The 24,483-nt window shown below is 66.8% G+C and carries 24 protein-coding genes and 1 pseudogene; 7 read left to right on the top strand and 18 right to left on the bottom strand.

Annotated elements, in window-relative coordinates; all coding sequences use genetic code 11:
- Positions 1 to 43 precede the first annotated feature (43 nt).
- The 3 genes from hrpB to IEW98_RS10310 all read right to left on the bottom strand — a co-directional run bounded on the left by hrpB (position 44) and on the right by IEW98_RS10310 (position 3,253).
- Positions 44 to 2,482, bottom strand: a complete 2,439-nt coding sequence (gene hrpB / locus IEW98_RS10320; RefSeq protein WP_188762858.1) for an ATP-dependent helicase HrpB — start codon at positions 2,480 to 2,482, stop codon at positions 44 to 46.
- Between the two features lie 295 nt (positions 2,483 to 2,777).
- Complete coding sequence (infA, locus tag IEW98_RS10315; RefSeq protein ID WP_152576140.1) at positions 2,778 to 3,038, bottom strand: translation initiation factor IF-1; 261 nt, start codon at positions 3,036 to 3,038, stop codon at positions 2,778 to 2,780.
- Between the two features lie 8 nt (positions 3,039 to 3,046).
- Positions 3,047 to 3,253 (bottom strand): cold-shock protein, encoded by a 207-nt coding sequence (locus tag IEW98_RS10310; RefSeq protein WP_188762857.1) that lies wholly within the window; start codon positions 3,251 to 3,253, stop codon positions 3,047 to 3,049.
- Positions 3,254 to 3,529: 276 nt separating this feature from the next.
- Between IEW98_RS10310 and IEW98_RS10305 the strand changes: the two genes are divergently transcribed.
- Positions 3,530 to 4,717 carry a CaiB/BaiF CoA transferase family protein gene (locus IEW98_RS10305; RefSeq protein WP_207792553.1) on the top strand — a complete coding sequence of 396 codons (1,188 nt, stop codon included), beginning with the start codon at positions 3,530 to 3,532 and terminating at the stop codon, positions 4,715 to 4,717.
- 170 nt (positions 4,718 to 4,887) lie between these two features.
- Here the strand turns inward: IEW98_RS10305 and IEW98_RS10300 are convergent, their stop codons facing one another.
- The 8 genes from IEW98_RS10300 to fabD form a co-directional block, all read right to left on the bottom strand.
- The gene (locus IEW98_RS10300; protein ID WP_188762856.1) at positions 4,888 to 5,859 is read right to left on the bottom strand and encodes a hypothetical protein; all 972 of its coding nucleotides are present in this window, start codon (positions 5,857 to 5,859) and stop codon (positions 4,888 to 4,890) included.
- Positions 5,856 to 6,566, bottom strand: coding sequence for a lysophospholipid acyltransferase family protein (locus IEW98_RS10295; RefSeq protein ID WP_188762855.1), 711 nt, complete (start codon positions 6,564 to 6,566; stop codon positions 5,856 to 5,858). The genes IEW98_RS10300 and IEW98_RS10295 overlap by 4 nt, the downstream gene beginning before the upstream one ends.
- A 100-nt stretch (positions 6,567 to 6,666) precedes the next feature.
- Entirely contained in the window at positions 6,667 to 7,266 is a 600-nt protein-coding gene (locus IEW98_RS10290; RefSeq protein ID WP_243450690.1) for a YdcF family protein, read from the bottom strand.
- Between the two features lie 23 nt (positions 7,267 to 7,289).
- The gene (gene mltG / locus IEW98_RS10285; protein WP_188762854.1) at positions 7,290 to 8,258 is read right to left on the bottom strand and encodes an endolytic transglycosylase MltG; all 969 of its coding nucleotides are present in this window, start codon (positions 8,256 to 8,258) and stop codon (positions 7,290 to 7,292) included.
- Between the two features lie 7 nt (positions 8,259 to 8,265).
- Positions 8,266 to 9,528, bottom strand: coding sequence for a beta-ketoacyl-ACP synthase II (gene fabF, locus IEW98_RS10280; RefSeq protein WP_188762853.1), 1,263 nt, complete (start codon positions 9,526 to 9,528; stop codon positions 8,266 to 8,268).
- 206 nt (positions 9,529 to 9,734) lie between these two features.
- Positions 9,735 to 9,974 carry an acyl carrier protein gene (locus IEW98_RS10275; RefSeq protein ID WP_188762852.1) on the bottom strand — a complete coding sequence of 80 codons (240 nt, stop codon included), beginning with the start codon at positions 9,972 to 9,974 and terminating at the stop codon, positions 9,735 to 9,737.
- A gap of 132 nt (positions 9,975 to 10,106) precedes the next feature.
- The gene (gene fabG / locus IEW98_RS10270) at positions 10,107 to 10,847 is read right to left on the bottom strand and encodes a 3-oxoacyl-[acyl-carrier-protein] reductase (RefSeq protein ID WP_188762851.1); all 741 of its coding nucleotides are present in this window, start codon (positions 10,845 to 10,847) and stop codon (positions 10,107 to 10,109) included.
- 88 nt (positions 10,848 to 10,935) lie between these two features.
- Entirely contained in the window at positions 10,936 to 11,874 is a 939-nt protein-coding gene (gene fabD / locus IEW98_RS10265) for an ACP S-malonyltransferase (RefSeq protein ID WP_188762933.1), read from the bottom strand.
- A 272-nt stretch (positions 11,875 to 12,146) separates the two neighbouring features.
- Between fabD and IEW98_RS10260 the strand changes: the two genes are divergently transcribed.
- Positions 12,147 to 13,322 carry a tetratricopeptide repeat protein gene (locus IEW98_RS10260; protein WP_188762850.1) on the top strand — a complete coding sequence of 392 codons (1,176 nt, stop codon included), beginning with the start codon at positions 12,147 to 12,149 and terminating at the stop codon, positions 13,320 to 13,322.
- Between the two features lie 141 nt (positions 13,323 to 13,463).
- Positions 13,464 to 14,441, top strand: a pseudogene (gene galE, locus IEW98_RS10255) (UDP-glucose 4-epimerase GalE); the annotation flags it as partial.
- A gap of 27 nt (positions 14,442 to 14,468) precedes the next feature.
- On the opposite strand, the gene IEW98_RS16445 reads toward galE, so the two are convergent.
- On the bottom strand, positions 14,469 to 15,209 hold the full coding sequence (locus IEW98_RS16445; RefSeq protein WP_243450689.1) for a PIG-L deacetylase family protein: 741 nt from the start codon (positions 15,207 to 15,209) through the stop codon (positions 14,469 to 14,471).
- A gap of 2 nt (positions 15,210 to 15,211) precedes the next feature.
- Between IEW98_RS16445 and IEW98_RS10250 the strand changes: the two genes are divergently transcribed.
- Positions 15,212 to 16,396 carry an acyl-CoA dehydrogenase family protein gene (locus tag IEW98_RS10250; protein WP_188762848.1) on the top strand — a complete coding sequence of 395 codons (1,185 nt, stop codon included), beginning with the start codon at positions 15,212 to 15,214 and terminating at the stop codon, positions 16,394 to 16,396.
- Entirely contained in the window at positions 16,396 to 16,983 is a 588-nt protein-coding gene (locus tag IEW98_RS10245) for an SAM-dependent methyltransferase (protein WP_188762847.1), read from the top strand. Before IEW98_RS10250 ends, IEW98_RS10245 begins: the two co-directional genes overlap by 1 nt.
- Here IEW98_RS10245 and IEW98_RS10240 read toward each other — a convergent pair.
- The 6 genes from IEW98_RS10240 to bfr form a co-directional block, all read right to left on the bottom strand.
- Complete coding sequence (locus IEW98_RS10240; RefSeq protein WP_188762846.1) at positions 16,898 to 18,001, bottom strand: glycosyltransferase family 2 protein; 1,104 nt, start codon at positions 17,999 to 18,001, stop codon at positions 16,898 to 16,900. The two genes, IEW98_RS10245 and IEW98_RS10240, sit on opposite strands and share 86 nt — an antisense overlap.
- Positions 17,998 to 19,245 (bottom strand): glycoside hydrolase family 1 protein, encoded by a 1,248-nt coding sequence (locus IEW98_RS10235; RefSeq protein WP_188762845.1) that lies wholly within the window; start codon positions 19,243 to 19,245, stop codon positions 17,998 to 18,000. Before IEW98_RS10235 ends, IEW98_RS10240 begins: the two co-directional genes overlap by 4 nt.
- The gene (gene glf / locus IEW98_RS16440; protein WP_188762844.1) at positions 19,242 to 20,399 is read right to left on the bottom strand and encodes a UDP-galactopyranose mutase; all 1,158 of its coding nucleotides are present in this window, start codon (positions 20,397 to 20,399) and stop codon (positions 19,242 to 19,244) included. Before glf ends, IEW98_RS10235 begins: the two co-directional genes overlap by 4 nt.
- Complete coding sequence (locus IEW98_RS16435) at positions 20,389 to 21,576, bottom strand: glycosyltransferase (protein ID WP_243450688.1); 1,188 nt, start codon at positions 21,574 to 21,576, stop codon at positions 20,389 to 20,391. Before IEW98_RS16435 ends, glf begins: the two co-directional genes overlap by 11 nt.
- A 107-nt stretch (positions 21,577 to 21,683) precedes the next feature.
- Positions 21,684 to 22,133: a hypothetical protein gene (locus tag IEW98_RS10220; protein ID WP_188762843.1), complete on the bottom strand. Its 450-nt coding sequence runs from the start codon at positions 22,131 to 22,133 to the stop codon at positions 21,684 to 21,686.
- Positions 22,134 to 22,303: 170 nt separating this feature from the next.
- Complete coding sequence (bfr, locus tag IEW98_RS10215; protein WP_188762842.1) at positions 22,304 to 22,783, bottom strand: bacterioferritin; 480 nt, start codon at positions 22,781 to 22,783, stop codon at positions 22,304 to 22,306.
- A gap of 446 nt (positions 22,784 to 23,229) precedes the next feature.
- Here bfr and IEW98_RS10210 point away from each other — a divergent pair, with 446 nt between their 5' ends.
- Both IEW98_RS10210 and IEW98_RS10205 read left to right on the top strand, forming a co-directional pair.
- A complete protein-coding gene (locus tag IEW98_RS10210; protein WP_243450686.1) occupies positions 23,230 to 24,060 on the top strand; it encodes a TauD/TfdA dioxygenase family protein in 831 nt (276 codons plus the stop codon).
- Positions 24,061 to 24,102: 42 nt separating this feature from the next.
- The gene (locus tag IEW98_RS10205; RefSeq protein ID WP_188762841.1) at positions 24,103 to 24,438 is read left to right on the top strand and encodes a GntR family transcriptional regulator; all 336 of its coding nucleotides are present in this window, start codon (positions 24,103 to 24,105) and stop codon (positions 24,436 to 24,438) included.
- Positions 24,439 to 24,483 lie beyond the last annotated feature (45 nt).

The raw sequence follows: 24,483 nt of genomic DNA, 5'->3' as shown, positions 1-24,483 counted from the left end.
CCCTCGCTATTCCTACGTCGCCCGGTGCCGGGAGACCAAGGCTCTAGTTGGCAGGGCGTTTGACACGCAGGGTGGGCGGTGCCGTGGCCGGGTCTTCGGGCCAAGGGTGGCGGGGGTAGCGGCCGCGCAATTCGCGACGGACATCGGCCCAGCTGCCGGACCAGAACCGGGGCAAGTCCTTGGTAACTTGGATCGGCCGGCCGGCGGGGGAGGTCAGGCGCAGCGTCAGGGGCTGGCGTCCATCGGCGATTGTCGGGTGCTTGCCGAGGCCGAATAGTGCCTGGACACGGACGTCGACGGCGGGGCCGCCTTCTGCTGCATAATCAATGGTGTGGCGGCTGCCAGCCGGGGTTTCGAACATGATCGGTGCGAAGGCGGCAAGGCGGCGGGTGATTTCCCAGCCGATGAGTTCCTCCAGCGCGCTCGCGAGTGCGGCGTCAGATATGCCGTCCAGACGCCGTTTTTTGGCCAAAAGCGGCGGCAGCCAGTTGTCGAGATCGCTCATCAGCAGGTCGTCTGCCAGGCTGGGCAGGTCGCCGTGAGTTGCGGCGAAGGCGGCGCGGGCGCGGAGGGCGAGGCTGGTTTCGCCCCAGGGCAGGAGGTGGAGGCCGTGCTGGCGGACGCCTTCCAGCAACGCTGCGGATGTTTGCGCGGGATCGGGATTGTTGGCGGGGGAGCGGCCAAGGACGATGGCGCCGAGGCGGCGGACGGTCTCGGCGGTGATCGAGCCGGTAGCGGGGTCGAAGGCGAATATCGCTTTTGATTCAATGCTGTGCCCAAGTTGTTGGTCGACCGCGGCGGCGTCGATCGGGGTGCCAAGGAGGAGCCGGGCGCCTGCCGCGGAGCCGCTGGCGTCGGCGACGGCGATCCAGGGGGCGGCGGCGATCGGGTCGTCGGGCTGGACGGTGACGGCGCGGCCGTTGGCCATGAGGTAGGGGGCACCGGGCGGTCCGCGGCGGCGGGCGACGCGGTCGGGGAAAGCGAGTGCGAGTATTTGCGCGGGGTCGCCTTCGTTGCGGTTGCCTCCGCCGGCGGCGCGGGCCCAGCGTTCAGCGAGGCGGCGGGCGGCTTCGGCACGGGGGGTGCGGTCGCGGGCAAGCATTCTGAGGCGATCGGCGAGGTCGGTGCTGCGGCCGCCGAGGCCGCGTTCGGTCATGATCACGGCGATGCGGGCCGCGAGTGGTGCGAGGCCGAGGACGGCGGCGGAGACGAGCATATGGCCGAGCGCGGGGGGCAGCGGCAGCGCGGCAATGGCTTCGCCGTGCGGGGTCGGGCGGCCATAAGCGTCGATGGCTGCCATCGTTATCAGTCGGTTACGGGCTTCGGCGACGGCAGCGGCGGGGGGCCGATCGAGCCAGCGCAGCGCCTGCGGATCGGCGACGCCCCAGCGGGCGCATTCGAGGACGAGGCCGGTGAGGTCGCTTTCGAGGATTTCGGGGGGGTCGAACTTGGGGCGTCCGGCCGTCTCGCCGGCTTCCCAAAGGCGGATGGCGACGCCGGGGGCGGTGCGTCCGGCGCGGCCGGCGCGCTGGGTTACTGCGGCTTGGCTGGCGCGTTCGGTAACCAGCCTGGTGAGGCCGACGGCGCGGTCGTAGCGGGGGCGGCGGGCGAGGCCGGAATCGATGACCGTGCGGACTCCGTCGATGGTGATCGAGGTTTCGGCGATCGAGGTGGCGAGGACGATCTTGCGGCGGCCGGCGGGGGCGGGGCGGATGGCAGCGCGTTGGTCGGCGCTGTCGCGGGCGCCGTAAAGGCGATGGATTTCAACGTCTTCGGGGATGCGTCCCTCGAGGCGTTCGGCGGTGCGTTCGATTTCGGCGGCGCCGGGGAGGAAGGCGAGGATCGAACCGGAGTCTTCGGCAAGCGCGGTGCGGATTGCGGTTGCCATTGAATCTTCTATTCGGATCAATGAGTTATTGCCGATATGGCGGAGGGTGACCGGGAACATCCGGCCTTCGCTGGTGAGGCGGACGAGGCCCGGGATAATGGCTTCATAGGCGGCGCCGTCGAGGGTGGCGGACATCAGTACGAGGCGCAGGTCGGGGCGGAGGGCTTCGCGGACTTCGAGAGTCAGGGCCAACGCCAAATCACTGTCGAGGCTGCGTTCGTGGACTTCGTCGAAGAGGACGGCGGCGATGCCGGGGACTTCGGGGTCGCTGACGAGCATGCGGGTGAAGATGCCTTCGGTGACGACTTCGATGCGGGTCAAGCTGCTGGTTTTGCTGTCCATTCGAGTTCGGTAGCCGATGGTCTGGCCGACAGGTTCGCCGGCGAGTTCGGCCATGCGTTCGGCAGCGGCGCGGGCGGCGAGGCGGCGGGGGGAGAGGAGGATGATCTTGCCAACCTGGGCCCAGGGTTCGGCGAGGAGTTGGGGCGCGATGGCAGTGGTTTTGCCGGCGCCGGGTGGGGCGATGAGGGCGATGGGGGCGTTGGCTGCCAGCGCGGATTTTAGGGCCGGCAGGATTTCCAGGACGGGCAACATGGGCTGCGTCTAGGGGAAAAGCGGGGGTTTGCAAGTTTGTGGCGGGGTGGTTTGGGGTGTGTTTGGGGGTTGTGGTGGGGCTGTGGCGGGGTTGTTTGCGCCTTGGGATGGGGGATTGGGGGTATGTGGGTGGAGAGGGCTTTTTTGGCGCGGGGGGACACCCCCACCCGGGCCGCGTGAAGACGCGTCTCTCGACCTCCCCCCTTGAGGGGGAGGACAAGAAAAAACATAAAAAAGGCGCGGGGCTTTTGGCCCCGCGCCTTTTCATTATCGTTCGGCAAGTGCCGATGGTGGTCTAGCGCCGGAAAAAGCGCCTCTGGTTCATCGGCATGGGTGCTGTCTTCTCGCGGAAGACGATGCGGCCCTTGTCGAGGTCATAAGGCGTCATTTCGACATGAACCCGGTCGCCGACGATCGAGCGGATGCGGTTCTTGCGCATCTTGCCCGCCGTGTAGGCGATGATTTCATGTTCATTTTCGAGACGGACGCGAAACCGGCCATCAGGCAAGATCTCGGCGATGACGCCTTCGATCTTGATCACTTCTTCCTTTGGCATGAAAAGCCTCAGGCCATCGAAAGATTGACCGCCGATGCGCGACCCTGGCGGTCGTTCTCGAGGTCGAACTGGACCTTGGCGCCTTCGGTCAGGTCGGAAAGACCAGCACGCTCGACGGCCGAAATGTGGACGAAAACGTCCTTGGAAGCGCCATCGGGAGCAATGAAGCCGTAACCCTTGGTGGCGTTGAAAAATTTGACGGTGCCAGTGGCCATGTCAGTTCCTTGATCATCATAGTAAGAATTTCGACGGAAGAAGTCCGCCGAATGCCATCGGGGACCGTTCATCGAAGAGGGGGCCGAAGCACCGCGGATCGCTTGCAGGCACCTTCGCGCCAGCGGCCAATGCACGCAAAGCGGTCAAAATGCAAGCGGGGGATCAATCTTTGCGTTCCGCAGCTACGGGATTTGCAGCTAGGAATGAGCGCTCACCTGAGGAAACGCCATGAAAATGCCTGCTGCCGTTGATTTTGCTCGCGATACCCGGCGCGGATGATGTTGCCGTTGGCGGGGCTGCGGGTCATCGACCTGGGATCGGTGGTGTTCGGGCCTTATTGTTCGCAGTGGCTGGCCGACCTCGGCGCCGATGTCATCAAGGTCGAGGCGCCCGAAGGGGATTCAACGCGGCTGACGGGGCCGGCGCTGGAGCGCGGCATGTCGGCGTTGTTCCTCGGGGTCAATCGGGGCAAGCGCGGCATTGTGCTGGATTTGAAGCTGGCGGAGGGGCGCGCGGCGCTCGACCGGCTGCTGGCGGGTGCTGATGTGCTGCTGCATTCGATCCGGCCGCAGAAGTTGGCGTCGCTGGGGCTCGATCCCGGCGAGACGCTGGGGCGGCACCCGCGGCTGATTTATGCCGGATTGCACGGGTTCGGCGAGGCGGGGCCCTATGGCGGGCGGCCGGCGTACGACGATGTCATCCAGGGCATGTCGGGGATCGCCGATTTGATGGCGAAGCAATCGGGCGAGCCGCGGTACCTGCCGACGATTGCCGCCGACAAGGTTTCGGGGCTGGTCGCGGCAATGGCGATCCTGGCGGCGGTGGTGCGGCGGCAGACGACGGGTACCGGGGGGTTCGTCGAGGTGCCGATGTTCGAGACGATGGTGGCGTTCAACCTCGTCGAGCATCTTTATGGGCATCAGTTCGTGCCGCCCTTGGGGGAGATGGGGTATCCGCGGGCGATGGCGCCGTGGCGGAAACCGTTGCCGACGGCGGACGGGCATGTCTGCATCATGCCGTATACCGATTATCACTGGCGCGGGTTTTTTGCCGCGGCGGGCGCGGCCGAGTGGGTGGATGATCCGCGGTTTGTCGATATCGGGACAAGGACGACGCATATCGGGGCATTGTATGCAATTGCGGGGGAGTTGATCACGCGGCGGACGACGGCGGAATGGCTTTCGTTGCTCGAGGCGGCACAGGTGCCGTGTGCGCCGGTGTTTGCGCTGGAGACCTTGGAGAGCGACCCGCATTTAATGGCGACGGGGTTCTTTGCCGATGTGGCGACGGCGGCGGGGACGCTGCGTTATCCGGGGGTGCCGGTGATTTTCGATGGCGAGCGGCCGCCGGTAGGGGTGCCGCCGCGGTTGGGGGAACATACGAGCGCGGTGCTGGCTGAGGCCGGGTTCGATGCGGGGGATATTGCGGCGTTGCTGGCCAGTCGGGCGGCTCGGCAGGGGTAAGGGGCTTTTTGCGGCTGGGGCTGCGGCCTCAGCCGACGGATGCTCTGTTCTGGTGCGATTGACCGCGCGGTTGGACTGGATACCAGCCTTCGCTGGTATGACAGGTTTGAGGGTGGGTGCTTGCGGAAGGTAGCTGGGCCCCGGGTCGAGCCCGGGATGACAGGTCCTAATTATGGTTTGGCGCCCGTTCCCCGGGCTTTTGGGCAGGGGGGGAGTTGGTTGCGGGTGGCGCGGGTGGCCAGGTCGGCGGGGAGGCCGGTTATGCGGAGGCTCGCGGGTGTGCCTTCGAAGGTGAGGCGCAGGGGGGCGCGGAGGCGTTTTTCGGTGAGGGCTGGTTGGGCCTGAAGGGCGGCGGCGATGGTGGCCGGACAGACGGTGTCGATGGTGCCGGCGAAGCGGATGCCGGTGCGGCCGATGGGGGTGATGGTGGCTTTTGCCGAAGCGATTTCGCCGGTTGGGTCGCTCAGTTTCAGGCTGTCGAGTTCGAGGGTGCCGGTGGTGGCCCAGGCGTCGTAGCCGAGCAGGCGGGCGGCGCCGGTGACAGTGATGTCGGCGGCGAGGGACAAAGGATCTCCGGCACCGAGGCGCAGGGCTTTGCCGGTGATGACCAATTGCCCGCGCGGGGTTTCGGTGGGACCGGTGACGGCCTTGGGGCCGGGGGTACGTTCGCGCAGGTGGAGTTCGAGCGTGTCAGCGGTGATCGGCGCGGCGGTTAGACCGAGGCGGGCGACGGCGCCGGTGATGACGCTCGACAGGCGCGTCAGGCGGGCGTCCTGGATGTGGACGCTGGTCTGGACGGATTTGCCGGTGATGCTGGCTGACAGCAGCGGGCTGACGATGACCGACAGGGACGGTGTCTCGGCGCCGATAACGGTGAGTTCGGGGCGCCACGGGCCGCGGTTGATGCGGGCCTGCGCTGCGGTGATGGTGATCTTGACGGTCTCGCCGAGGCTGATCCTGGGTGCGACCGGGTTCGATTCGAGACGGTAGGGGAAACCGGTGACGGCGATTTCGGTGCCGGGCAGCCAATGGGTTAGCACAGCCTTGAACGCGCGCGCCCAGCCGCTCCACAGCCAGAAGTAGATCGCGAGCGCGGCGATGAGGGGGACGAGGGTCAGCCAGAGCGGGATGCGGCGGCTCATTGCGGTGCGATCGGTTGGAGGGCGTTTATGGCGGTGTGGACGCGCGATTCGATTTCGGCGCGCGGCAGGCCGGGGGGAATGGGCGCGCCGACCTTGAGCGTGATCGTGCCGGGGTGCTTGATGAAGGCCTTGGGCCAGACGGTGCCGGTATCGAGCGCGATCGGGACGACGGGCAGCTTGAGCATCTTGTAGAGGCCGGCGAAACCGGCGGCGAGCGGCGGAGTCGCGCCGCGGGCGTTGCGGGTGCCCTCAGGGAAGATCACCACCGGGCGACCGGCGGCTACGGCGGCCTGTGCGGCCTTCATCATGGCGCGCAGCATGGTGGCGGAGCCGGCGCGATCGACCCAGATCGAGCCGTGGCGGTTCGAGGCAGCGCCCCAGACCGGGATCTTGCGCAATTCGGCCTTCATGACGACGGCGGGGCGTTCGAACAGCCATAGCGTCATGATCGCTTCATAGGCCGACTCGTGCTTGATGGCGAACAGGTGCGGGCCCTTGGGGATGACGCCGTCGATATGCAGGCGGATGCCGCCGAGCCAGCGCGCGCACCAGTAGAACCAGCCGGCCCATAGTTTTGGCCCCAGGAAGAGCAGGTGGTTGGGGAATAGCCAGCCGCTGAGCAAGACGAGCGGGACGATGATGATCGAGCCGAGATAGAAGGCGATGGTGAAGGCCAGCGAGCGGATGAAGGCGATGGTGGTGGTCATTGGAGGGTGGTGCTGCGCGGGCTCTTTTTGGGGAGAGCGGGAGATGGGCCCCGGCCTTCGCCGGGGTGACGAAATAAGAATGGGCGACGAATTGAGGGGATCATATTGCACCCAGCGCCAGTGCGATGCGGCGGAGGAGGAATTTCGAATATTCGGCAGCGATGCTGGGGGCCTGGGGTTGGGTCGGGACGGCGTCGGGGAGGACGGTGACGCTGGCGGGCAGGACGCGGGCGAGTTCGAGCCGGGCGCGGCGCATGTGGCCGGCGGAGGTGACCAGGCGGATCGAGGTAAAATTGTTGGCGCGGACCCAGCGCATGGTTTCCTCGGCGTTGGAGCGGGTGTCGACGGCCTCGTAGCCGAGATCGGTGGTGGCGAAGCGCGATTTGGGCATGCCGGCGGCGGCGGCGAGCTGCTTGCGGGTGGTCGAGCGGCCGACGCCCGAGACCAGCATGCGTTCGGCGCCGCCGGCCTTCAGCACCTCGAGCCCGCGTGCGGTGCGGCCGGCGCCGCCGGTGAGGACGACCACGGCATCGGTTTTCTGGGCGAGCGCTGCTGGTTCGGGGAGGGTCAGGCTGAACCACAGGAAGCCGCCGAGCCAGACCAGCGCAAGGATGGCGACGACGCGGCCGAGGATGCCGAACAAGCCGATCTTGCTGCCGTTACGCCCCCCATTGCGCCGCCGCGGTGTCTCGCGGACCACCGGTTGCCTGTTGCGCTGGGCCTTCACATTTCGCCGCGCTGGCGACGCAGCGCATACCATTTCTGCACATTGGCGTTGTGCTCGGCGAGCGTGGCGGCGAATACGTGCCCGCCGCTGCCGTCGGCGACGAAATACAGCGCCTTGGTGGGTTCCGGGTTGAGGACCGCGGCGATGCTGTCGCGGCCAGGATTGGCGATCGGACCGGCCGGCAGACCGGGCTTCAGATAGGTGTTGTAGCCGTTGTCGCGCCCCAATTCGGAGCGGCGGATGCGGCGGCCGAGCGGACGCCCCTTGGTCACCGGGTAGATGACGGTGGGGTCGGCATCGAGCTTGATGCCCTGCCGCAGACGGTTCGAATAGACGCCGGCGACCATGCGGCGCTCGGAGGCCTTGCCGGTTTCCTTTTCGACGATCGAGGCAAGGATGATGGTCTCGTCCGGGGATTTTACGGCGGTCGACTTGCTGCGGGCTTTCCACAGGTCGGCGAGCGTTCTGGTCATGGCGCTTTGCATGCGGGCGAGGACGGCGGCGCGCGATTCGCCGGGTTGGTATTCATAGGTTTCGGGAAGAACGGTGCCCTCCCTTGGGATGATGACGGCGCCGGTCAGGTTCTTGTCGGCGAGGAGGCGGTCGGCGACCATGACCGAGGGCAGGCCTTCGGGGATCGTGATGAAGGCGCGCTCGACGTCGCCGTTTTGCAGGGTCTCGAGATAATGGCGCCAGCCGAGGCCCTGGCGCAGGCGATAGCGGCCGGCCTGGACGGGGGCGTCGTTGCCGAGCAGGCGGGCGAGGATGCGGAACTGGCGCGGCGCGTCGATCAGCTCGCCGCGGTCGAGATTCTGCGCGACCGCGGTCAGTGACTGGCCCTTTTCGACGGTGAAGGGGACGCCGCGCCCCGGCACCATGCCCCAGCCGAACCACGGCGCCACCAGCAGCGGCAGGCCGATGAACAGCAATAGCCCGATGAAGGCGAAGGCGGCCCTGCGGATCATGCGCGCATCAGATGGCGCGCATCACCAGCGTCGCGTTGGTGCCGCCAAAGCCGAAGCTGTTGTTGAGCACCGCCTTGATCTTGCGCTGTTTTGCGACATGCGGGACGAGATCGACGCCGATGCAGGCGTCGGATGGATTATCGAGGTTGAGCGTCGGCGGGGCGACCTGGTCGCGCATGGCGAGCAGGCAGAAGATCGCCTCGACGGCGCCGGCACCGCCGAGCAGGTGCCCGATGGCGGACTTTGTCGACGACATCGAGACGGTTTCGATGGCGCTGCCGAACAGCCGGCGGACGGCGCCCAGCTCGAGTTCGTCGCCCATCGGGGTCGAGGTGCCGTGGGCGTTGATATAGTCGATGTCGGACGGGTCGAGGCCGGCGCGCTTGAGCGCCATCGCCATCGAGCGGAAGGCGCCCGAGCCTTCGGGATGTGGGGCGGTGACGTGCCAGGCGTCGCCGGTCAGGCCATAGCCGATGACTTCGCCGTAGATCTTGGCGCCGCGGGCCTTGGCGTGCTCGTATTCCTCGAGGCAGACGACGCCGGCGCCCTCGCCCATGACGAAGCCGTCGCGGTCCTTGTCATAGGGGCGGCTGCCGCGTTCGGGGGTGTCGTTGAAGTGGGTCGACAGCGCCTTGGCCTGCGAGAAACCGGCGATACCGAGCGGGCAGATCGCGCCTTCGGAACCGCCGGCGAGCATGACGTCGGCATCGTCGAGAGCGATCATGCGCGCCGCATCACCGATGGCGTGGGCGCCGGTCGAGCAAGCGGTGACGACGGCGTGGTTGGGGCCCATCAGACCGTATTTGATCGAGACCTGGCCGGAGATGAGGTTGATGAGGCGGCCGTGGACGAAGTGCGGCGAGACGCGGCGCGGGCCCTTGGTGTGGAGGACGATCGATTCTTCCTCGATGCCGGGCAGGCCGCCGATGCCCGAGCCGATCGAGCAGCCGGCGCGGTAGCGTTGTTCCTCGGTCATGTCGGTGAGGCCGGCGTCCTCGAGGGCCTGGCCGGCGGCGTCGATGCCATAGGTGATGAACGGGTCGACCTGGCGCTGGACCTTGTAGTCGACGCGGGTATCGGCGTTAAAGGTCAGGCCCGAGCCGTCGCCGCGCTTGACCTCGCAGGCGATGCGGCAGACGTAATCGGTGGCGTCGAAGCGGGTGATAGTGGCGGCGCCGGATTTCGACGCGAGGATGTTGGCCCAGACTGTCTCGACATGCGCGCCGAGCGGCGTGACCATGCCGAGACCAGTGATTACTACGCGCCGCATCGGCAATTCATCCTTCCCATCTGTCGCGCTGTCCGGTCTGTGTCGCTTTAGCGTCTTTTACCCGGACTTTACTCGATTTCGCCGCAAAACAGTCTGTTTCGCAAGCGCTTTATACGCGAAACGGCCCTTCGCATATGCACGAAGAGCCGTTCACCGAAATTCATTGGCGGTCCGGAATCATGTCCGGGCGACCGGTAAGGGCTGGATCAGCCCTTTTGATTGGCGGCGATGAAGCCGATCGCGTCCTTGACGGTGAGGATCTTTTCGGCGGCATCGTCGGGGATCTCGACGCCGAATTCTTCCTCGAAGGCCATGACGAGTTCGACCGTGTCGAGGCTGTCGGCACCGAGGTCGTCGATGAAGCTGGCATCTTCGGTCACCTTGTCGGCTTCGACGCCGAGATGCTCTACAACGATCTTCTTAACGCGTTCGGCAACGTCGCTCATGGTAGCCCTCTTTCGCTTGGGTATTGGTGTCGGTGATTGAGTGATGGCGATAGCGGGGGAATTGGCATGATGCAAGAACGGGTGAACCGTCCGGAGACATTGCCTGGGCGCGGAACGAAAGCGGCGCTGCGCCTATATCATCGCCATGCCGCCGTTGACGTGGAGGGTCTGGCCCGTGACGTAGCCGGCTTCCTTGCTAGCCAGATACACGACCCCTGCCCCGATATCGCTGCCTTCGCCGAGGCGTCCGGCGGGGATGCGGGCGGTGAGTGCGACCTTTTGGGCGTCGGGCAAATCGTCTGTCATCGGCGAGGTGATGAAGCCCGGCGCGATGCAGTTGACGGTGACGTTGCGGCTGGCGACTTCCTGCGCCAGCGCCTTCGACATGCCGATGAGGCCGGCCTTGGAGGCGGCGTAATTGGCCTGGCCGGGGTTGCCGGTGACGCCGACGACCGAGGTGACCGAGATGATGCGGCCGAAGCGCTGCTTCATCATCATTGGTTTCAGGGCGGCGCGGGCGAGGCGGAAGGCGGCCTCCAGGTTGATGCGGATGACGGTATCCCACTCCTCGTCCTTCATGCGCAGGGCGAGGTTGTCGCGAGTGACGCCGGCGTTGTTGACGAGGATGTCGAGGCGGCCGAGCGCGGCGACGGCCTGGGGGACGAGGGCGTCGACGGCGGCGGCGTCGCCGAGGTTGCAGGGCAGGACGAGGGTGTCGTTGCCGATCTGCGCGCAGACTGACTCCAGCGCGTCGGCGCGGGTGCCGGAGAGGGCGACACGGGCGCCCTGGGCGGCGAGCGCCGCGGCGATGGCGCTGCCGATGCCGCCGCTGGCGCCGGTGACGAGGGCGGTCATGCCGGTGAGGTCGAACATTCTTGTGCTCCTTTGAAAGGAAGGGACCCCTCTCCCCGCCGCGCCGAGGGGCGCGAGTCGCCCTCTCCCGCAAGGGGAGAGGGTCGAGTTAAAGGTCTTTGGCGAGGGCTTCGATGCCGGGCATGTCGGCGGCGCTCTGGTTTTTTGCGTCGGGCGTGATCCGCTTGATCATCGGCCCGAGGACCTTGCCGCCGAGTTCGACGAAGCCGGTGACGCCGAGATCGGCCATGGCGAGGACCGATTCGCGCCAACGGACGGTGCCGGTGACCTGTTCGACGAGCAGGCGGCGGATTTCGCCCGGGTCGGTTACGGCGGCGGCGGTGACGTTGGCGATGAGCGGCACGAACGGGCGTTGCAGCGGGGCGCCTTCGAGGGCTTTGGCCATGGCGTCGGCGGCCGGTTGCATCAGGCTGCAGTGGAAGGGCGCCGACACCGGCAGCAATACCGCGTGGCGGGCGCCGCGGGTGCGGGCGATGGCCATGGCGCGGGCGACGGCGGCGGCGTGGCCGGAGACGACGACCTGGCCGGGAGCGTTGTCGTTCGCGGCGGCGCAGACTTCGCCGGGTTCAGCGGCTTCGGCAGCGATTTCGGCGACGGCGTCGAAACCGAGGCCGAGCAGCGCCGCCATCGCGCCGATGCCCGGTGCCACGGCGGCCTGCATGGCGTCGCCGCGCCGCCGCAGGAGCCGGGCGGTATCGGCGATGCCGAGGCTGCCGGCGGCGGCGAGCGCTGTATATTCGCCGAGGCTGTGGCCGGCGACGAAGGCGGCCTTGTCGGACAGGCGCAGGCCCATCTCCGATTCGAGGACGCGCAGTGCGGCGATCGAGACCGCCATGATCGCCGGCTGGGCGTTGGCGGTAAGGGTCAGTTCGGCCTCGGGGCCTTCCCACATCAGCTTCGACAGGTGCTGGCCGAGCGCCTCGTCGACTTCCTCGAAGACGGCGCGGGCGGCGGGGCTGGCTTCGGCGAGGCCGCGGCCCATGCCGACGGCCTGGCTGCCCTGGCCTGGAAAGATGAAAGCGCGAATGGTGAAGCTCCCCTGCGTATTGCGCCGTATATGGCTTTAGCGGGCGAATAAGCGCTTGGACGAGGCGGCGCAACATCGATGGGAACGCGGGTGCAGACGGCTTGTTGTTTGCAGGTGCAACATGGGCCGTTGCACGGCGCAGCGGTTTGGATAAGTGTAGCTGAGAGGTTGCACCACCCGAGTGTTAATGTAAGGGCCAGCGCCAGTGCGCCATAAGGATCGGACTACACTGCAGCCCGATGGAATCCTGTTCTAGTTCAATGAGGATGTACATGTTTCAGACCGCTCGTATTGCCGCCCGTTCGACTGTTGCCCGCATCGCCCTGACGGCGATGGTGGCGACCTTGCCGGCATTGCCGGTCAATGCCGCGGTTTCGCCCGCAGTCGGCAAGTCGCTGAACCAGGCGACCGCCGCTGCCAAGTCCGGCAACACCGCCGCCGCGATCAATGCCGTCAAGGCTGCGCAGGCCGCCGCCAGCACCGCCGAGGAAAAGCAGAAGTCCGCGCAGATGGCGGGCTATGTCTACACCAAGGCAGGGCGTTATGGCGAAGCCGCGAACGCGCTGTCGTCCGCCGGTGCCGGCCCCAAGCAGCTGGCACCGCTATATTATCGCGCCGGGCAATATGATCGCGCCGTGACCGAAGCCAAGAAGGGCGGCGGCGAGGACATGCAGATCCTGATCGCCCAGGCCTATTCGAAGCAGGGCAAGAGCGCCGATGCGGTGACGGCTTACAACAAGCTGATTGCGTCGAACGGGCCGAAACCCGTGTATCTCGAGAATTTGGCGGGCGCGCAGTTCCGGTCGGGCGACAAGAAGGGTTACCTGGCGACCACGCAGAAGCTGATCAAGATCGATTCATCGCCGGCACGCTGGCAGACGCTGTTGGTCAATCTGCGCCAGAACCAGATGCGTCCCGAAGCCAAGCTGGCGCTGTTCCACCTGATGAGCGCGACCAACACCATCGATCGCCCGGCCGATTTCCAGGAGTTCGCCAAGCTGGCACTGGTGTCCGGACAGGCCGGCACGGCCGAACAGGCACTGACCAAGGGCGGCGTGACCGGCACCGATGCGATGTCGATGCGGTTGCTGCAGGCGGCAGGGCAGATGAATGCCAAGGCCGCTACCGACGCGCCGAAACTGGCCGCCAATCCGGCGACGGCCTTCAAGGGCGGGCAGGCCTATTTCGGACTGGGCCGCTATCCGCAGGCGGTCGCGGCGTATGACAAGGCGATCGCGACCAATGGCGCCGATGCCGACCAGGCACGGTTGTTCAAGGGCATCGCGGCTTTGAAGGGCGGCAATGCGGCAGTGGCCAAGACCAGCTTTGCCGCAGTGAGCGCCAGTGGCGGCCTGCGCGATATCGCCGATCTGTGGGCGTTGTATGCCGGCACGCCGGGTGCGGTGAAGGCGCCGGTGGCGGCACCGGCTGTAGCCAAGGCCGTCTGATAATGGGCCCCGGCTGCGCGAAATGGCGCAGCCGGGGTTTCAACATGAACGGGAGATGAGGGCAAATCGTCGCTGCCGCGATGGTGCAGGAACGGATCGGCGCGCGGCGTCGTTTGCAGTCGGCAACATCAGGAGCCGATCATGCGCGAGACTGACCTACCTCCCGTCCTCGTAACCGGCGGCGCTGGTTATATCGGCAGTCACGCGGCGCTCGCGCTGCTCGATCGCGGATGCAAGGTGGTTATCATCGACGATCTGTCGACCGGATCGGAACTGCTCATCCCCAAGGGCGCGATATTCGTTCGGGGCCGCGCCGGCGACCGGGCGCTGGTCGCCCGGGTGATCGCCAGCCACGGCATCGAGGCAATCATGCATTTTGCCGCGTCGATCAGCGTTGGCGATTCGGTGACCCAGCCGGGCGACTATTACCGGAACAATTTCGTCGAGACGCTGGCATTGGCCGAAACGGCGATTTCATCGGGTGTGTCGGCGATGGTGTTTTCATCGACCGCGGCGGTTTATGCCGAGAACGACGGCGCGGCGCTGGAGGAAAAAGCGCCGCTGCAGCCGATCAACCCCTATGGCTGGTCGAAGATGATGGCGGAACAGATGCTGCGCGACCTGGCGGCAGCGGACGGCCGGTTGTCGCTGGGCATATTGCGTTATTTCAACGTTGCCGGGGCGGATCCCAAGGGGCGTTCAGGGCAGAACAGCCGCCACGCGCATCACCTCATCGAGATCGCGACGCAGGTTGTCACCGGCAAGCGCGGCAGCTTTACCGTCTATGGCGACGATTATGCGACGCACGACGGCACCGGGGTGCGGGACTATGTGCATGTCAGCGATATCGCCGAGGCGCATGTGCTGCTGCTGCGGGCGTGCCTGGAAGAGCGCGGGTGCAGCCGGTTGTTCAACCTTGGTTATGGGCAGGGCAACAGCGTCATCGAGGTCATCGATGCGCTCGAGCGGGTGTCGGGCGGCGCGGTGCCGCGGGTCATGGGACCACGGCGGGCGGGCGATCCGGCACGGCTGGTGGCCAATGCCGATGCGGCGAAATCGCTGGGCTGGACGCCGCAATACGATGACCTCGAGACGATCGTCGGCCATGCCCTGGCGTGGGAGCGGACGCGGATCGCCGCGATGGCGTCAGCGAATGACCAGATAAAGCTCTTCGGCGCGGACGAACAGCGCCTGAAGCTCGTCGTCGAGGACGAAGCCGCGACAATCCTCGACGAGGTTTCCGAGCTGACTGCGATGAGCAGCAAGCGCAGCGCGCTTGAGCGCCAGCGCGGCATCGACGTCGCAAGCTACAAGTCGATGGGCCGGCGGACCGTCAACGGTGGTGAGAACCCATAAGGGAAAGGCGATGAGCTGGGCGCCGAGGCGCTCGGCGGCGGCGCGCGCGATGCGAAAGGCGGCCTGGTGGTCGGGGTGTGGATCGCCCTGCCAGCGGGTCACCAGCAGGTCGGCACCAAGGATCTTGTCGGCGGTTTCGGGATAGTCGGCGAGCGCGCCGTCCGGGGCGTCGGCGAAACCCATGGTGCCGCGGCCGCGCGTCAGGATGGCGACGGCGGCCGCTTCGGTGCGGCGGTGCGCACGGAGGCGGGCCGGCGGCCATTGCACCGAGCCGGGGTGCGAAGCGGCGCCGTCGGTCAGGACCGTGACATGGACGGCGAGGCCGCGATCGGCGGCGGCGGCGATCAGCCCGCCACAACCAAGGGTTTCATCATCGGCATGGGGCACCACGACACCCAGCGAGCGAGCGTTGCCGAGTAGTGCGTCGATGGTGACGGGCGCGGCGGCGGCGTGCCAGCGGGACAGCGTTTCTGCATGCGGCGACGGACTGTTGCGGGGTTGGAACAGCGGCGCGGCTGGCGAGTTTGTCATGGATGCGCAACCTGCCCGTTCCGCATCTGGTTCCCGCAGCGGCGCGGCGGGCGGCGCGTGTTGCCGACCGGCTGGCGGCGCGGCGCGATCACGATGCCAGCCTGCCGAACACCGAGGTCGCCGCGTTGCACCGGTACGGATTGCTGCACGCGCCGCTGCCGCTGCGGCTGGGCGGTGCCGCGACGGGGCTGAACGCGGCGACGGCGCCGGTGCTGCGCGATGTGCTGCGGATCATCGGCGGGGCGTCGCTGCCGCTGGGGCGGCTGTACGAGGGGCATGTCAATGCGGTGCGGCTGACGGCGCGATACGGCGATGCGGCGATGCGGCGATGCGGCGATGCGGCGATGCGGCGATGCGGCGATGCGGCGATGCGGCGATGCGGCGCTGCGGCGCAGATGGCGCTGCTCGCGGCCGAGTGCAACGCCGGGCGGATCTCGGCGGTGTGGAATGCCGAGAGTCCACCGGGACTGGTGCTGACCGGCGGCCGGCTGGTCGGGGCGAAACGCTACACGTCGGGGACCGGGATGGTGCGGCGGCCGCTGGTAACGGCGATGACGCCCGCGGGCATGGTGATGGCGATTCCCGACATCAGCGGCGCGGTGGGCGATTTGTCGGAATGGTTGCCGACGGGGATCGCGGCGTCGGCGACGGGCGGCACCGAGATGACCGGGATCGTGGTGGCGGCGAGCGAGATCGTCGGGGCACCGGGCGATTATTACCGGACGCCGTTGTTTGCCGGTGGTGCGTGGCGGGTGCTGGCGGTGCAGTTGGGTGCCGTCGAGCGGCTGGTCGGGCTGCACCGCGAGGCGATGAATGTTCGCGGGCGGAGCGGCGACCCGGTGCAGCGGGCGCGATTCGGCGAGGCGCTGGCGCGCTGCGAGGCGGCGCGGTTGTGGACGGCGCGGGCGGCAGCGATCGCCGAGGACCCGGCGCGCGATGCGGCCGCGGTCGATGCGTTCGTCAATCTGGCGCGGCATGGATTCGAGCGCGCGGCGCTGGAGGTGATCGAGCGGGTGCAGCGGGGCATCGGCCTGTCGGCGATGCTGCGGCCGTCGCCGGTGGAGCGGATCGTGCGCGACCTGTCGACGTACCTGCGGCAGCCGTTTCCGGATGCGGCGCTCGATGCGGCGTCGGGGTGGTCGATGGCTGCGGGTGGCGACATGCATACCGACATAGGAGATTATTGATGGACAGCCTGCCGCCGGCCTACTTCGACGATTTGTATAAGCAGGACATCGACCCGTGGAAGTTTCGCGGCAGCGAATATGAAGCGGCAAAATATGCAGCGACCCTGGATGCGATACCCCGGGGCCGGTATGCGGCCGGGCTGGAGATCGGCTGCTCGATCGGGATGTTGACGCGGATGCTGGCGGCGCGGTGCGACGACTTGCTGGCGACCGATGTGGCGGCGGCGGCGCTGGACGAAGCGCGGGCGCTGAATGCCGACCAGCCGCAGGTGCGGTTCGAACTGCGGCAGTTTCCCTGCGAGGTGTCGGGCGACGGTTTGAGGGGCGATTTCGACCTGATGGTGTTTTCCGAAGTGCTGTATTATCTCGATGCGCCGACGCTGGAGCAGGCGGCGGCCGTCACGGTCGGGATGGCGCGGCCGGGCGCGGATATCGTGCTGGTGCATTGGCTGGGCGAGACGCCGGATTATCCGCTCAATGGCAACGAGGCGGCGGAAGGCTTCATGGCTGCGCTGAATGGAATTGCCGAACCGGAATTTCATGCAGCGACGCCGCAGTATCGGATCGATCGCCTGCGGCGGGTTTGATTGCGGTAAGGCGGCTGTTCAGCAGGCTAGTCTGGGCGGCGAGCGCGGTTACCGGGACACGCGATTTTTGCAGCAAGGTGCAGGTTTCGCAGAAGGAATCCCAGGCGGCGCCGAAGGTGGTGGCGGCTTCGGCACCGAGGCGGGCGGCAAGGGGCGCGAGTTCACCGCCCTGCCATAGTCGGCGGGCGGTGCCGCGGAGGCGGGCGCGGCGCCAGGCGATGGCGGCGGGTTCGAGCTCGAAATCGGCGAGGGCGCCGGGTTCGACGGCGTAGCTGGTCAGCAGGTCGGCAAAGCCGCCGGGGGCGCGACCGTCGCTGCGGCCCGACGTCCAGACGCGGGCATCGAGAGTGTGACGGATGCGGGCATCGTGGTGGAGCAAGGCACGGTGGAGGGCGTGGTCCTCGGCGAGATCGACGAGGGGTATGCCGCCGACGGCAGCGAGGACTGGGGCGCGGACGGCCAGATTGGCGCCCCATGCCCAGATATGGTTGGGGTAGGGATCATGGGGGAGCGGATCGAGGTGGGCGGCGACGCGGGCGACGGCGTTGGCATAGGCGGCCTCGTCGCGGCGGCGGGCGACGCCTCCGAGCGAGGCGTCATCGTCGGGATCGATGTCGATGGCGCCGGCGACGGCGTCGGCGCCGGCCGCGAAGGCGGCGTGCATTGCGGCAAGCCAGCCGGTAGCGACGCGCGAGTCGGCGTCGGTACCGGCGACGATGCCATCGGGGCGGCCGATTTCGGTCAGGCGGGCGATGGCGGCATCGGTGGCGCCGCGCCGGGCCCAGCCGATATGGGCGCGTTCGGGGGGGTGCTCGGCTTCGACGACGATCAGCGGAAATGGCGCCGGGCAGGCGCGGGCGATGGCGGCGGTGTCGTCGCGGCAGTTGTTGGCATAGACGATCACCCCGGCGATGCGGTCGGCGGCGCGCGGCTGGGCGGCGAGAGCGGCGATGCAGGCGGCGATGCGCTCGGCCTCGTCGTGCGCGGGGATGGCGACGGCGAAGACCGGACCGGTCATGCCGACAAGGTCAGCGCGGGTGCGTAACGGGGCCAGGGCGCGCGCGGCGACAGGGGAATGTGCGCCGGGGCGGCGGCCGGCTGGACACCGCCGAAGGCGGCGACCTGGAGCGCGAGTTCGGCGGCAAGGGCGGCGTCGACGCTGCGGGCGCAATCGGGGCCATGGCCTTCGAACAGGCCGTTGTGGCAATGGCGGTCGTCGTCCCAGCCGAGGTGGCTGACGATGGGGTAAAGGCAGATGCCGCCGATATTGGCGACGGCGGCGATGGCGGCGCGGACTTCGTCGCAGACATAGCGCAACCAATAGGGCCGGAAGATGCCCTCGGTGCCGGTTTCGGCGATGTAGAGCGGTTGGTCGTAGCGGGCGGCGACGCCGGCAAGGAGGGTGCGTAGCGGGAGGTAGAGATGGTCGCCGAGGTGGACCGGGCGGCCGTGATCGACCCATTGGTTGTTGTTGTAATAGTTGAGCCCGATGATATCGACGGCGCCGGCGAAGCCGCCGAGTTCGGGCGCCCGCCGGCCGAGCAGCATGTCGAGCGCCTCGAACTGGCTGGCGTTGTGGATGCGGACCAGCTCCGCCGACCGGGGCGTATCGTCGGCGGGGAAGATGTGGATGAGGGGTTCGGCGACGGCGATTCGCGCGCGGGGATCGACGCTGCGCACGGCGTCGATGGCGGCCAGCGCGGCGCGGGCGAGCTGTTTTTTGAGGGCGGGGCCACGATTGCGGGCGAAGGGGTTGAGGCCGCCTTTTTCGCCGCCGGCAAACGCCCAGAAGCTGATTTCGTTGATCGGCGTCCAGGTCGGGGGTTCGTCGGTTTCGGCGCGGACCAGCACGGCGGCGACGCGGGCGAAGGCGGCAAAGCGCGTGATGAACGCCGGCGAGAAGACGTCGAGGCCGTTGGGCAGGCCGTAGTGAAGAAGATCCCAAGCCACGGTGAAGCCGCTGTCGCGCGCGGCGTGGAGCATCGGCAGGAAGCTCGACCAGTCGTAGCGGCCGGGGCGTTGCTCGATGCGGTGCCAGCGCAGGCCATCGCGGCCGCCGGCCATGCCGTGATGTTGCAGAAGCGCATAATCGTCGGCGGCGCGCAGGTCGTGGCCGGTGGAGGCGATGAGATCGAGCCGGCGACCGCTGCGCAGTTTATGCGCCGAACATTCGAAGCCGCCGAGCAGCATCGAACCGAGCAGGGGGCGAAACGCCCCCTGCTCGGCTTGTGCACTCGCGTCCGGATGCCCGGCAATCGTCATTCGGCAGCGACGGCCGCAGTTGCCAGGGTCGGCATCGCGCGCGGCAGCATCTCGTCGATGCGGCGGAAGGTGGCGAGCGCCTGGCCGGTGACCTGGTCCATGTTGTAGTAGCGAAAGGTTGCCAGCCGGCCGACGAACCAGACATCGGGAGTCTGCATGGCAAGTGCCTCGTAGCGCTTGAAGAGCTCGGCGCTGTCAGGATTGAGGATGGGGTAATAGGGGTCCCCCTCCGCCGACGGATATTCGCGGGTGATCGCCGTGCGCGAATGGAGTTGGCCGGTCATGTGCTTGTATTCGCTTATCCGCGTGAAGGCCTCGGTCTGCGGATAATTGACCGTTCCGGTCGGCAAGGCAAATTCCTTGTCGATGGTCTCGTGTTCGAAACGCAGCGAGCGATAGGGCAGCTCGCCGAAGCGATAATCGAAATATTCATCGATGGGGCCGGTGTAGATAACGCGGTCGTGCGGGATCAGCTCGCGGATGTCGCGGAAGTCGGTGCCGAGCATGACCGAGATGTTGGGGTGGTCGAGCATCGCCTCGAACATGCGGGTGTAGCCCTGCGCCGGCATGGCCTGGTGCTTGTCGGTGAAATATCGGTCGTCGCGGTCGGTGCGGATCGGCACCCGCGCGGTGATCGACTTGTCGAGCTGCGACGGGTCGAGGCCCCATTGCTTGCGGGTATAGCCCTGAAAGAATTTCTCATACAGCTCGCGGCCGACGACCGAGACGACGACGTCCTCGGAGGTGCGGATGGTCTCGACGGGCTCGGCGCGCGCGGCGAACCACTCGGTCAACTCCTCGCTGGTCAAAGACAGGTCATAGAGCTTGTTGACGGTATCGAGGTTGATCGGGATCGGCACCAGCATGTCGTCGACCATGCCGAGGACGCGATGTTCATAGGGCCGCCAATCGGTGAAGTTCGACAGGTGATCGAAGACCATGTCGGAATTGGTGTGGAAGATGTGCGGGCCGTATTGGTGGATGAGGACACCGGCGTCGTCGTGGCGGTCATAGGCATTGCCGCCGATGTGATTGCGGCGATCGACGACGAGGACGCGGTCGCCGCGCTGGCTGGCGAGGCGCTCGGCGAGGACTGCGCCGGCGAACCCGGCACCGACGATCAGCCAGTCGAACTTCTTGGGACTAGTTGGCATTCATGACCTCCCTGGTGGCAGGCGCGGCGGCGCTTCGCGCCGAAGGCGCCGCGGCGTTGTGGATAAGGGCGCGCATCGCGGCCCAGGTGGTGTCCCAGCTATTGCCTTCGAGCCGTGCATCGACGGCAGCGAGGCGCGCGGTGCGATCATTTGCAGCAAGCAGGCGGTCGCCGGCGGCGACCATGGCAGCGGCTTCGTCGGCGATCTGGACGAGGCCGAGACGGCCATAGGGTTCGACGACATCGGTGATCGAGGTCGACATCAGCGGCAGGCCGGCGGCGAGGAACTCAGGGGTCTTGGTCGGCGAGATGAAGCGCGTCGCGCTATTACGGGCAAAGGGCATCCAGCCGAGGTCCCAATGCGCCATGTACGACGGCAGTTCGGCATAGCCCCGCATGCCGAGCCAATGAATGTTGGGAGCGTTCGGCAGTTGCGCCGGATCGATCTTCGCGGTTGGGCCGATCATGATGAACTGCCAGTCCGGACGCAGCGCGGCGACGGCGGCGATCAGCGGCTGGTCGATGCGCTCGTCGATGACGCCGAAGAAGCCGATGCGCGGATGAGGGATATTTTCGAGATGAGGGTCGGCTGGACCGGCGGTACGAGCTTGGCCGAAATGGGCGGCGTCGATGCTCGAGGGGAAGCAATGGACTTCGGGATTGCGGCCTTCGGCAACACGCTGGAGCGAGGCGCCGCCGGTGAAGACGAGGTCGGCGCGGGCCATGAGATCGGCCTCGGCGGCGTGGAGTTCGGGCGGTGCGAAATCGAAGGCCGAAAGCTCGTCCATCTTGTCGAACAGGATGAGGTCGGCGGAAATATCGCGGGCGAAGGCGAGCGCCATCGGGGTGTAGAACCACAGGTAAAGCGGCCGCGTGCCGGCGCGCGCGGCGATGGTCCTCGCGACCATGCACTGGTGCTCGATCGCAGCTTGGTGGTCGACGCCGTCGGCGAGCAATGGCTGAATGACGCAAACGCCTTCGGGCGTGCCGATTTCGCGGAAGCCGCTGGCATTGCTGTCGAACAAGGGCTCTTCGATGAAGCAGATGTCGAAGTCTCGGGCTGCGCGGCCAAGCAAATGCTGCGGACGCTGATAGACAAAATCCCAACGCAAATGCGAAAAAACAATAAGTAATGGCCTGGCAGCCGGAATGTGGTCGTGCCTCGGCATTACGCTCATGGCGTTTCCTCAGTTGGAGGGCAGGTTACAGCGATTTGGCAGAAACTATATTGGTGAATGCGTTACGGGGCCGGCGGTTCCCGGAAGGGGTATGTGGTGCCGCTCTGCTAGGGTTTTCCGGTGACCTGCTCGCCGTCGCTGCCCTGGACGAGATCGCCGGGGGCGGCGGCTTCTTCGGCATGGTCCGGGCCATGATCAGGGTTGCCCGGTTTGCGGGTGACGGCCTTGTCAAAGTCGGCGCGGTCGGAGCCGGATTTCTGGCTGGGGTGATCGGTGTATTTGCCGGTGTCGTCGCTGGGCGAGTTGCGGACGCTGGCGGCATGGTGGTCGTATTCGGCAGCGCCGTCTTCGCCGGCCTGGCCGCCGCCATAATAGCCTTGTTGGCTTTGGCCGCCGGGGGAGGGTTTGTCGGATTTTTCGCCGGGTATGTGAGGGTTGGCGTAGGCGCCGCCGCCGGACTGACCGCCGGCGAAACTGCCGCCGTACTGGTCTGGCCCAGAACCCTTGCGCACGCCCAACACATTGTCGTCGGAGGGGGTCTCGGGGTCTTCGGACATGGGGCACCCCTATTGGCCTTTGAGGTCAACCTATGGAGCGGGGGTGGGTTCCGGGGGCGCGTTGGGCATTATGCCGCGGGGTGGGCTTCATTTGGCAAGGGAGACACCCCCACCCGGGCCGCGAAGACGCGTCTCTCGCCTCCCCCCTACAGGGGGAGGACAAGGATTGGTCAGCTGCCGGCTGGTTCGGACTGGAGCTGGATGTAGTTCTGCAGGCCCATCTGGGCGATCATGGTTTTCTGGGTTTCGATGAAGTCGATATGCTCCTCCTCGGCGCGGAGGATTTCGGCGAACAGATCGCGGCTGGGATAGTCGCGGACGGTTTCGCAATATGCGATGGCATCGCGGAGCAAGCCGGTCGCCTCGTATTCGAGGGCCAGGTCGGCGTCAAGAATTTCGGGGACGTTTTCGCCGATGCGAAGGCGGTTGAGCGCCTGCATGCCGGGCAGGCCATCGAGGAAGAAGATGCGCTCCATCAGCCGGTCGGCATGCTGCATCTCCTCGATCGATTCCTTGCGCTCATAGGCGGCAAGCTTCTTGATGCCGAGGTTGTCGAGAAGGCGGTAGTGCAGCCAATATTGATTGACTGCAGTCAGTTCGCCCTTGAGCACGGCGTTGAGAAATTCGATGACCTTGGTGTCGCCGCGCATAAGGGCCTCCTGAAACTTGCCAGGGGCGGATGCACCGGGAATCGCCCGCGGTCAATGGCCGGGCAAGAAAAGCCGAATGAAAACAGTCTGTTGAAATTGAGTATGGCTATCAGTTGCGGCTTTGGACGGGCTAGGCGAAAACCGATTCGCTGCGCGCGACTTCACGGGCGAAGGGCAGGCATTGCCCGCATTTTGGCTTGCAGCCGAGCTGGGCAAAGGCCGTGACCGGGCAATCACTGCGCGTGACGCGCACGGCCTCGCGAACCTGGTTTTCGCGAAGGGCATTGCAAACGCAGACGATCAAGAGATTCACCCCACGGCACGGACTGTTATCGCGAATCGCTATCGCGCATCCGCGAAGCTAATGCAAGTCGTTCGCAGACGCAGAAAGACCAGCTTGTCGCAAATTTGCGACCGGGCTAGCGAACAGGTCGGGGAGTATCGCGATGCGGATCGAGCCGAGCGGCATGGCCTGCGGGGCCGAGGTGACGGGGATCGACCTGGCGCAGCCGTTGGCGCCCGGGGACGTCGCGGCGCTGCGGGCGGCATGGACGCGGCACCTGGTGCTGGCATTCCCGGACCAGGACCTGGACGACGACGCGCTCGAGCGGTTTACGCTGGCATTCGGGGCGTTCGGCGAGGACCCGTTCATCGCGCCGATTGCCGGGCGCGAGCATGTGATCGCGGTGGCGCGCGGGGCGGATGAGACGGCGCCGATCTTTGCCGAGGCCTGGCATACCGACTGGAGTTTCCAGGTGGTGCCGCCGGATGGGACCTGCCTGTACGGGATCACGATACCGGGGCGCGGCGGTGACACGCTGTTCGCCAACCAGCAGGCGGCGCTGGCGGCGATGCCCCCTGCCCTGCTCGACCGGGTCAGGGACGCGGTCGCCGTGCATTCGGCGCGGGCGGGCTATGCGCCGGACGGGATGTACGGGGCGAACGACAAGGGCCGGACGATGGACATCCGGCCGTCCGAATCGGCACTGGCATTGCAGCGGCATCCGCTGATCCGGCGGCATCCGGAGACCGGCGTGCCGGCGATCTATGGCGCGCCGGGCTATATCGTGGCGCTTGAAGGAGTCGACGACCCGCAGGGGCTGATGATGGAATTATATGCATGGCAGACGCAGGAGCGCTTCGTCTATCGACACCAATGGCGCCCGCGGATGCTGGTGATGTGGGACAACCGCGCCGTGTTGCACAAGGCGACCGGCGGTTATGATGGCGAGGCGCGGTTGCTGCACCGGACGACGATCGGCGGGACAGCGTTCTAACGTACAGTTGACCTGCCGGTGTCCCATCGCCATAAGACAGTCATGTTTTCGACCGAACGCCCCATTTATCGCCAGATTCGCGATGTGATCGTCGAACGGATCCTTGGGTCCGGCGATGGCGCGCTGCTGCCTTCGGTGCGCGCGCTGGCTGCCGAGGCGGGCGTCAACCCGTTGACGGTGGCCAAGGCGTATCACGAGTTGCAGGCGAGCGGGCTGGTGGTCGCCAAGAAGGGCGTCGGGCTGTTTGCTGCCGAGGGCGCGGCGCGGGCGTTGCTCAAGGCCGAGCGGTCGCGGTTTCTCGATGAGGAATGGCCGCGGGTGCAAGCGCGGATCGAGCGGCTGGGGTTGACGGCCCGGGATTTGCTCGAGACAGTGTAGGCCGGTCACCCTCACCCGGGCCGCCTTCGGCGTCTCTCGCCTCTC

Origin of the sequence: Sandarakinorhabdus glacialis, from assembly GCF_014643455.1 — a bacterium.
Classification (GTDB): domain Bacteria; phylum Pseudomonadota; class Alphaproteobacteria; order Sphingomonadales; family Sphingomonadaceae; genus Sandarakinorhabdus; species Sandarakinorhabdus glacialis.
Note: the sequence above shows the minus strand (reverse complement) of the source record. Positions and strands in the feature narration are given on the sequence as shown.

What these genes read in the sequence shown, in the direction of transcription:
- IEW98_RS10260 (WP_188762850.1), top strand. Translation starts at nt 12,147, where the DNA reads ATGTTTCAGACCGCTCGTATTGCCGCCCGTTCGACTGTTGCCCGCATC.
- glf (WP_188762844.1), bottom strand. Translation starts at nt 20,399, where the DNA reads ATGCCAACTAGTCCCAAGAAGTTCGACTGGCTGATCGTCGGTGCCGGG.
- IEW98_RS10300 (WP_188762856.1), bottom strand. Translation starts at nt 5,859, where the DNA reads ATGAGCCGCCGCATCCCGCTCTGGCTGACCCTCGTCCCCCTCATCGCC.
- IEW98_RS10295 (WP_188762855.1), bottom strand. Translation starts at nt 6,566, where the DNA reads ATGACCACCACCATCGCCTTCATCCGCTCGCTGGCCTTCACCATCGCC.
- fabG (WP_188762851.1), bottom strand. Translation starts at nt 10,847, where the DNA reads ATGTTCGACCTCACCGGCATGACCGCCCTCGTCACCGGCGCCAGCGGC.
- IEW98_RS16435 (WP_243450688.1), bottom strand. Translation starts at nt 21,576, where the DNA reads ATGAGCGTAATGCCGAGGCACGACCACATTCCGGCTGCCAGGCCATTA.
- IEW98_RS10210 (WP_243450686.1), top strand. Translation starts at nt 23,230, where the DNA reads ATGCGGATCGAGCCGAGCGGCATGGCCTGCGGGGCCGAGGTGACGGGG.
- IEW98_RS16445 (WP_243450689.1), bottom strand. Translation starts at nt 15,209, where the DNA reads ATGACAAACTCGCCAGCCGCGCCGCTGTTCCAACCCCGCAACAGTCCG.
- IEW98_RS10235 (WP_188762845.1), bottom strand. Translation starts at nt 19,245, where the DNA reads ATGACGATTGCCGGGCATCCGGACGCGAGTGCACAAGCCGAGCAGGGG.
- IEW98_RS10240 (WP_188762846.1), bottom strand. Translation starts at nt 18,001, where the DNA reads ATGACCGGTCCGGTCTTCGCCGTCGCCATCCCCGCGCACGACGAGGCC.
- IEW98_RS10310 (WP_188762857.1), bottom strand. Translation starts at nt 3,253, where the DNA reads ATGGCCACTGGCACCGTCAAATTTTTCAACGCCACCAAGGGTTACGGC.
- hrpB (WP_188762858.1), bottom strand. Translation starts at nt 2,482, where the DNA reads ATGTTGCCCGTCCTGGAAATCCTGCCGGCCCTAAAATCCGCGCTGGCA.
- IEW98_RS10205 (WP_188762841.1), top strand. Translation starts at nt 24,103, where the DNA reads ATGTTTTCGACCGAACGCCCCATTTATCGCCAGATTCGCGATGTGATC.
- IEW98_RS10250 (WP_188762848.1), top strand. Translation starts at nt 15,212, where the DNA reads ATGCGCAACCTGCCCGTTCCGCATCTGGTTCCCGCAGCGGCGCGGCGG.
- fabF (WP_188762853.1), bottom strand. Translation starts at nt 9,528, where the DNA reads ATGCGGCGCGTAGTAATCACTGGTCTCGGCATGGTCACGCCGCTCGGC.
- IEW98_RS10245 (WP_188762847.1), top strand. Translation starts at nt 16,396, where the DNA reads ATGGACAGCCTGCCGCCGGCCTACTTCGACGATTTGTATAAGCAGGAC.
- infA (WP_152576140.1), bottom strand. Translation starts at nt 3,038, where the DNA reads ATGCCAAAGGAAGAAGTGATCAAGATCGAAGGCGTCATCGCCGAGATC.
- IEW98_RS10305 (WP_207792553.1), top strand. Translation starts at nt 3,530, where the DNA reads ATGATGTTGCCGTTGGCGGGGCTGCGGGTCATCGACCTGGGATCGGTG.
- bfr (WP_188762842.1), bottom strand. Translation starts at nt 22,783, where the DNA reads ATGCGCGGCGACACCAAGGTCATCGAATTTCTCAACGCCGTGCTCAAG.
- mltG (WP_188762854.1), bottom strand. Translation starts at nt 8,258, where the DNA reads ATGATCCGCAGGGCCGCCTTCGCCTTCATCGGGCTATTGCTGTTCATC.
- IEW98_RS10275 (WP_188762852.1), bottom strand. Translation starts at nt 9,974, where the DNA reads ATGAGCGACGTTGCCGAACGCGTTAAGAAGATCGTTGTAGAGCATCTC.
- IEW98_RS10220 (WP_188762843.1), bottom strand. Translation starts at nt 22,133, where the DNA reads ATGTCCGAAGACCCCGAGACCCCCTCCGACGACAATGTGTTGGGCGTG.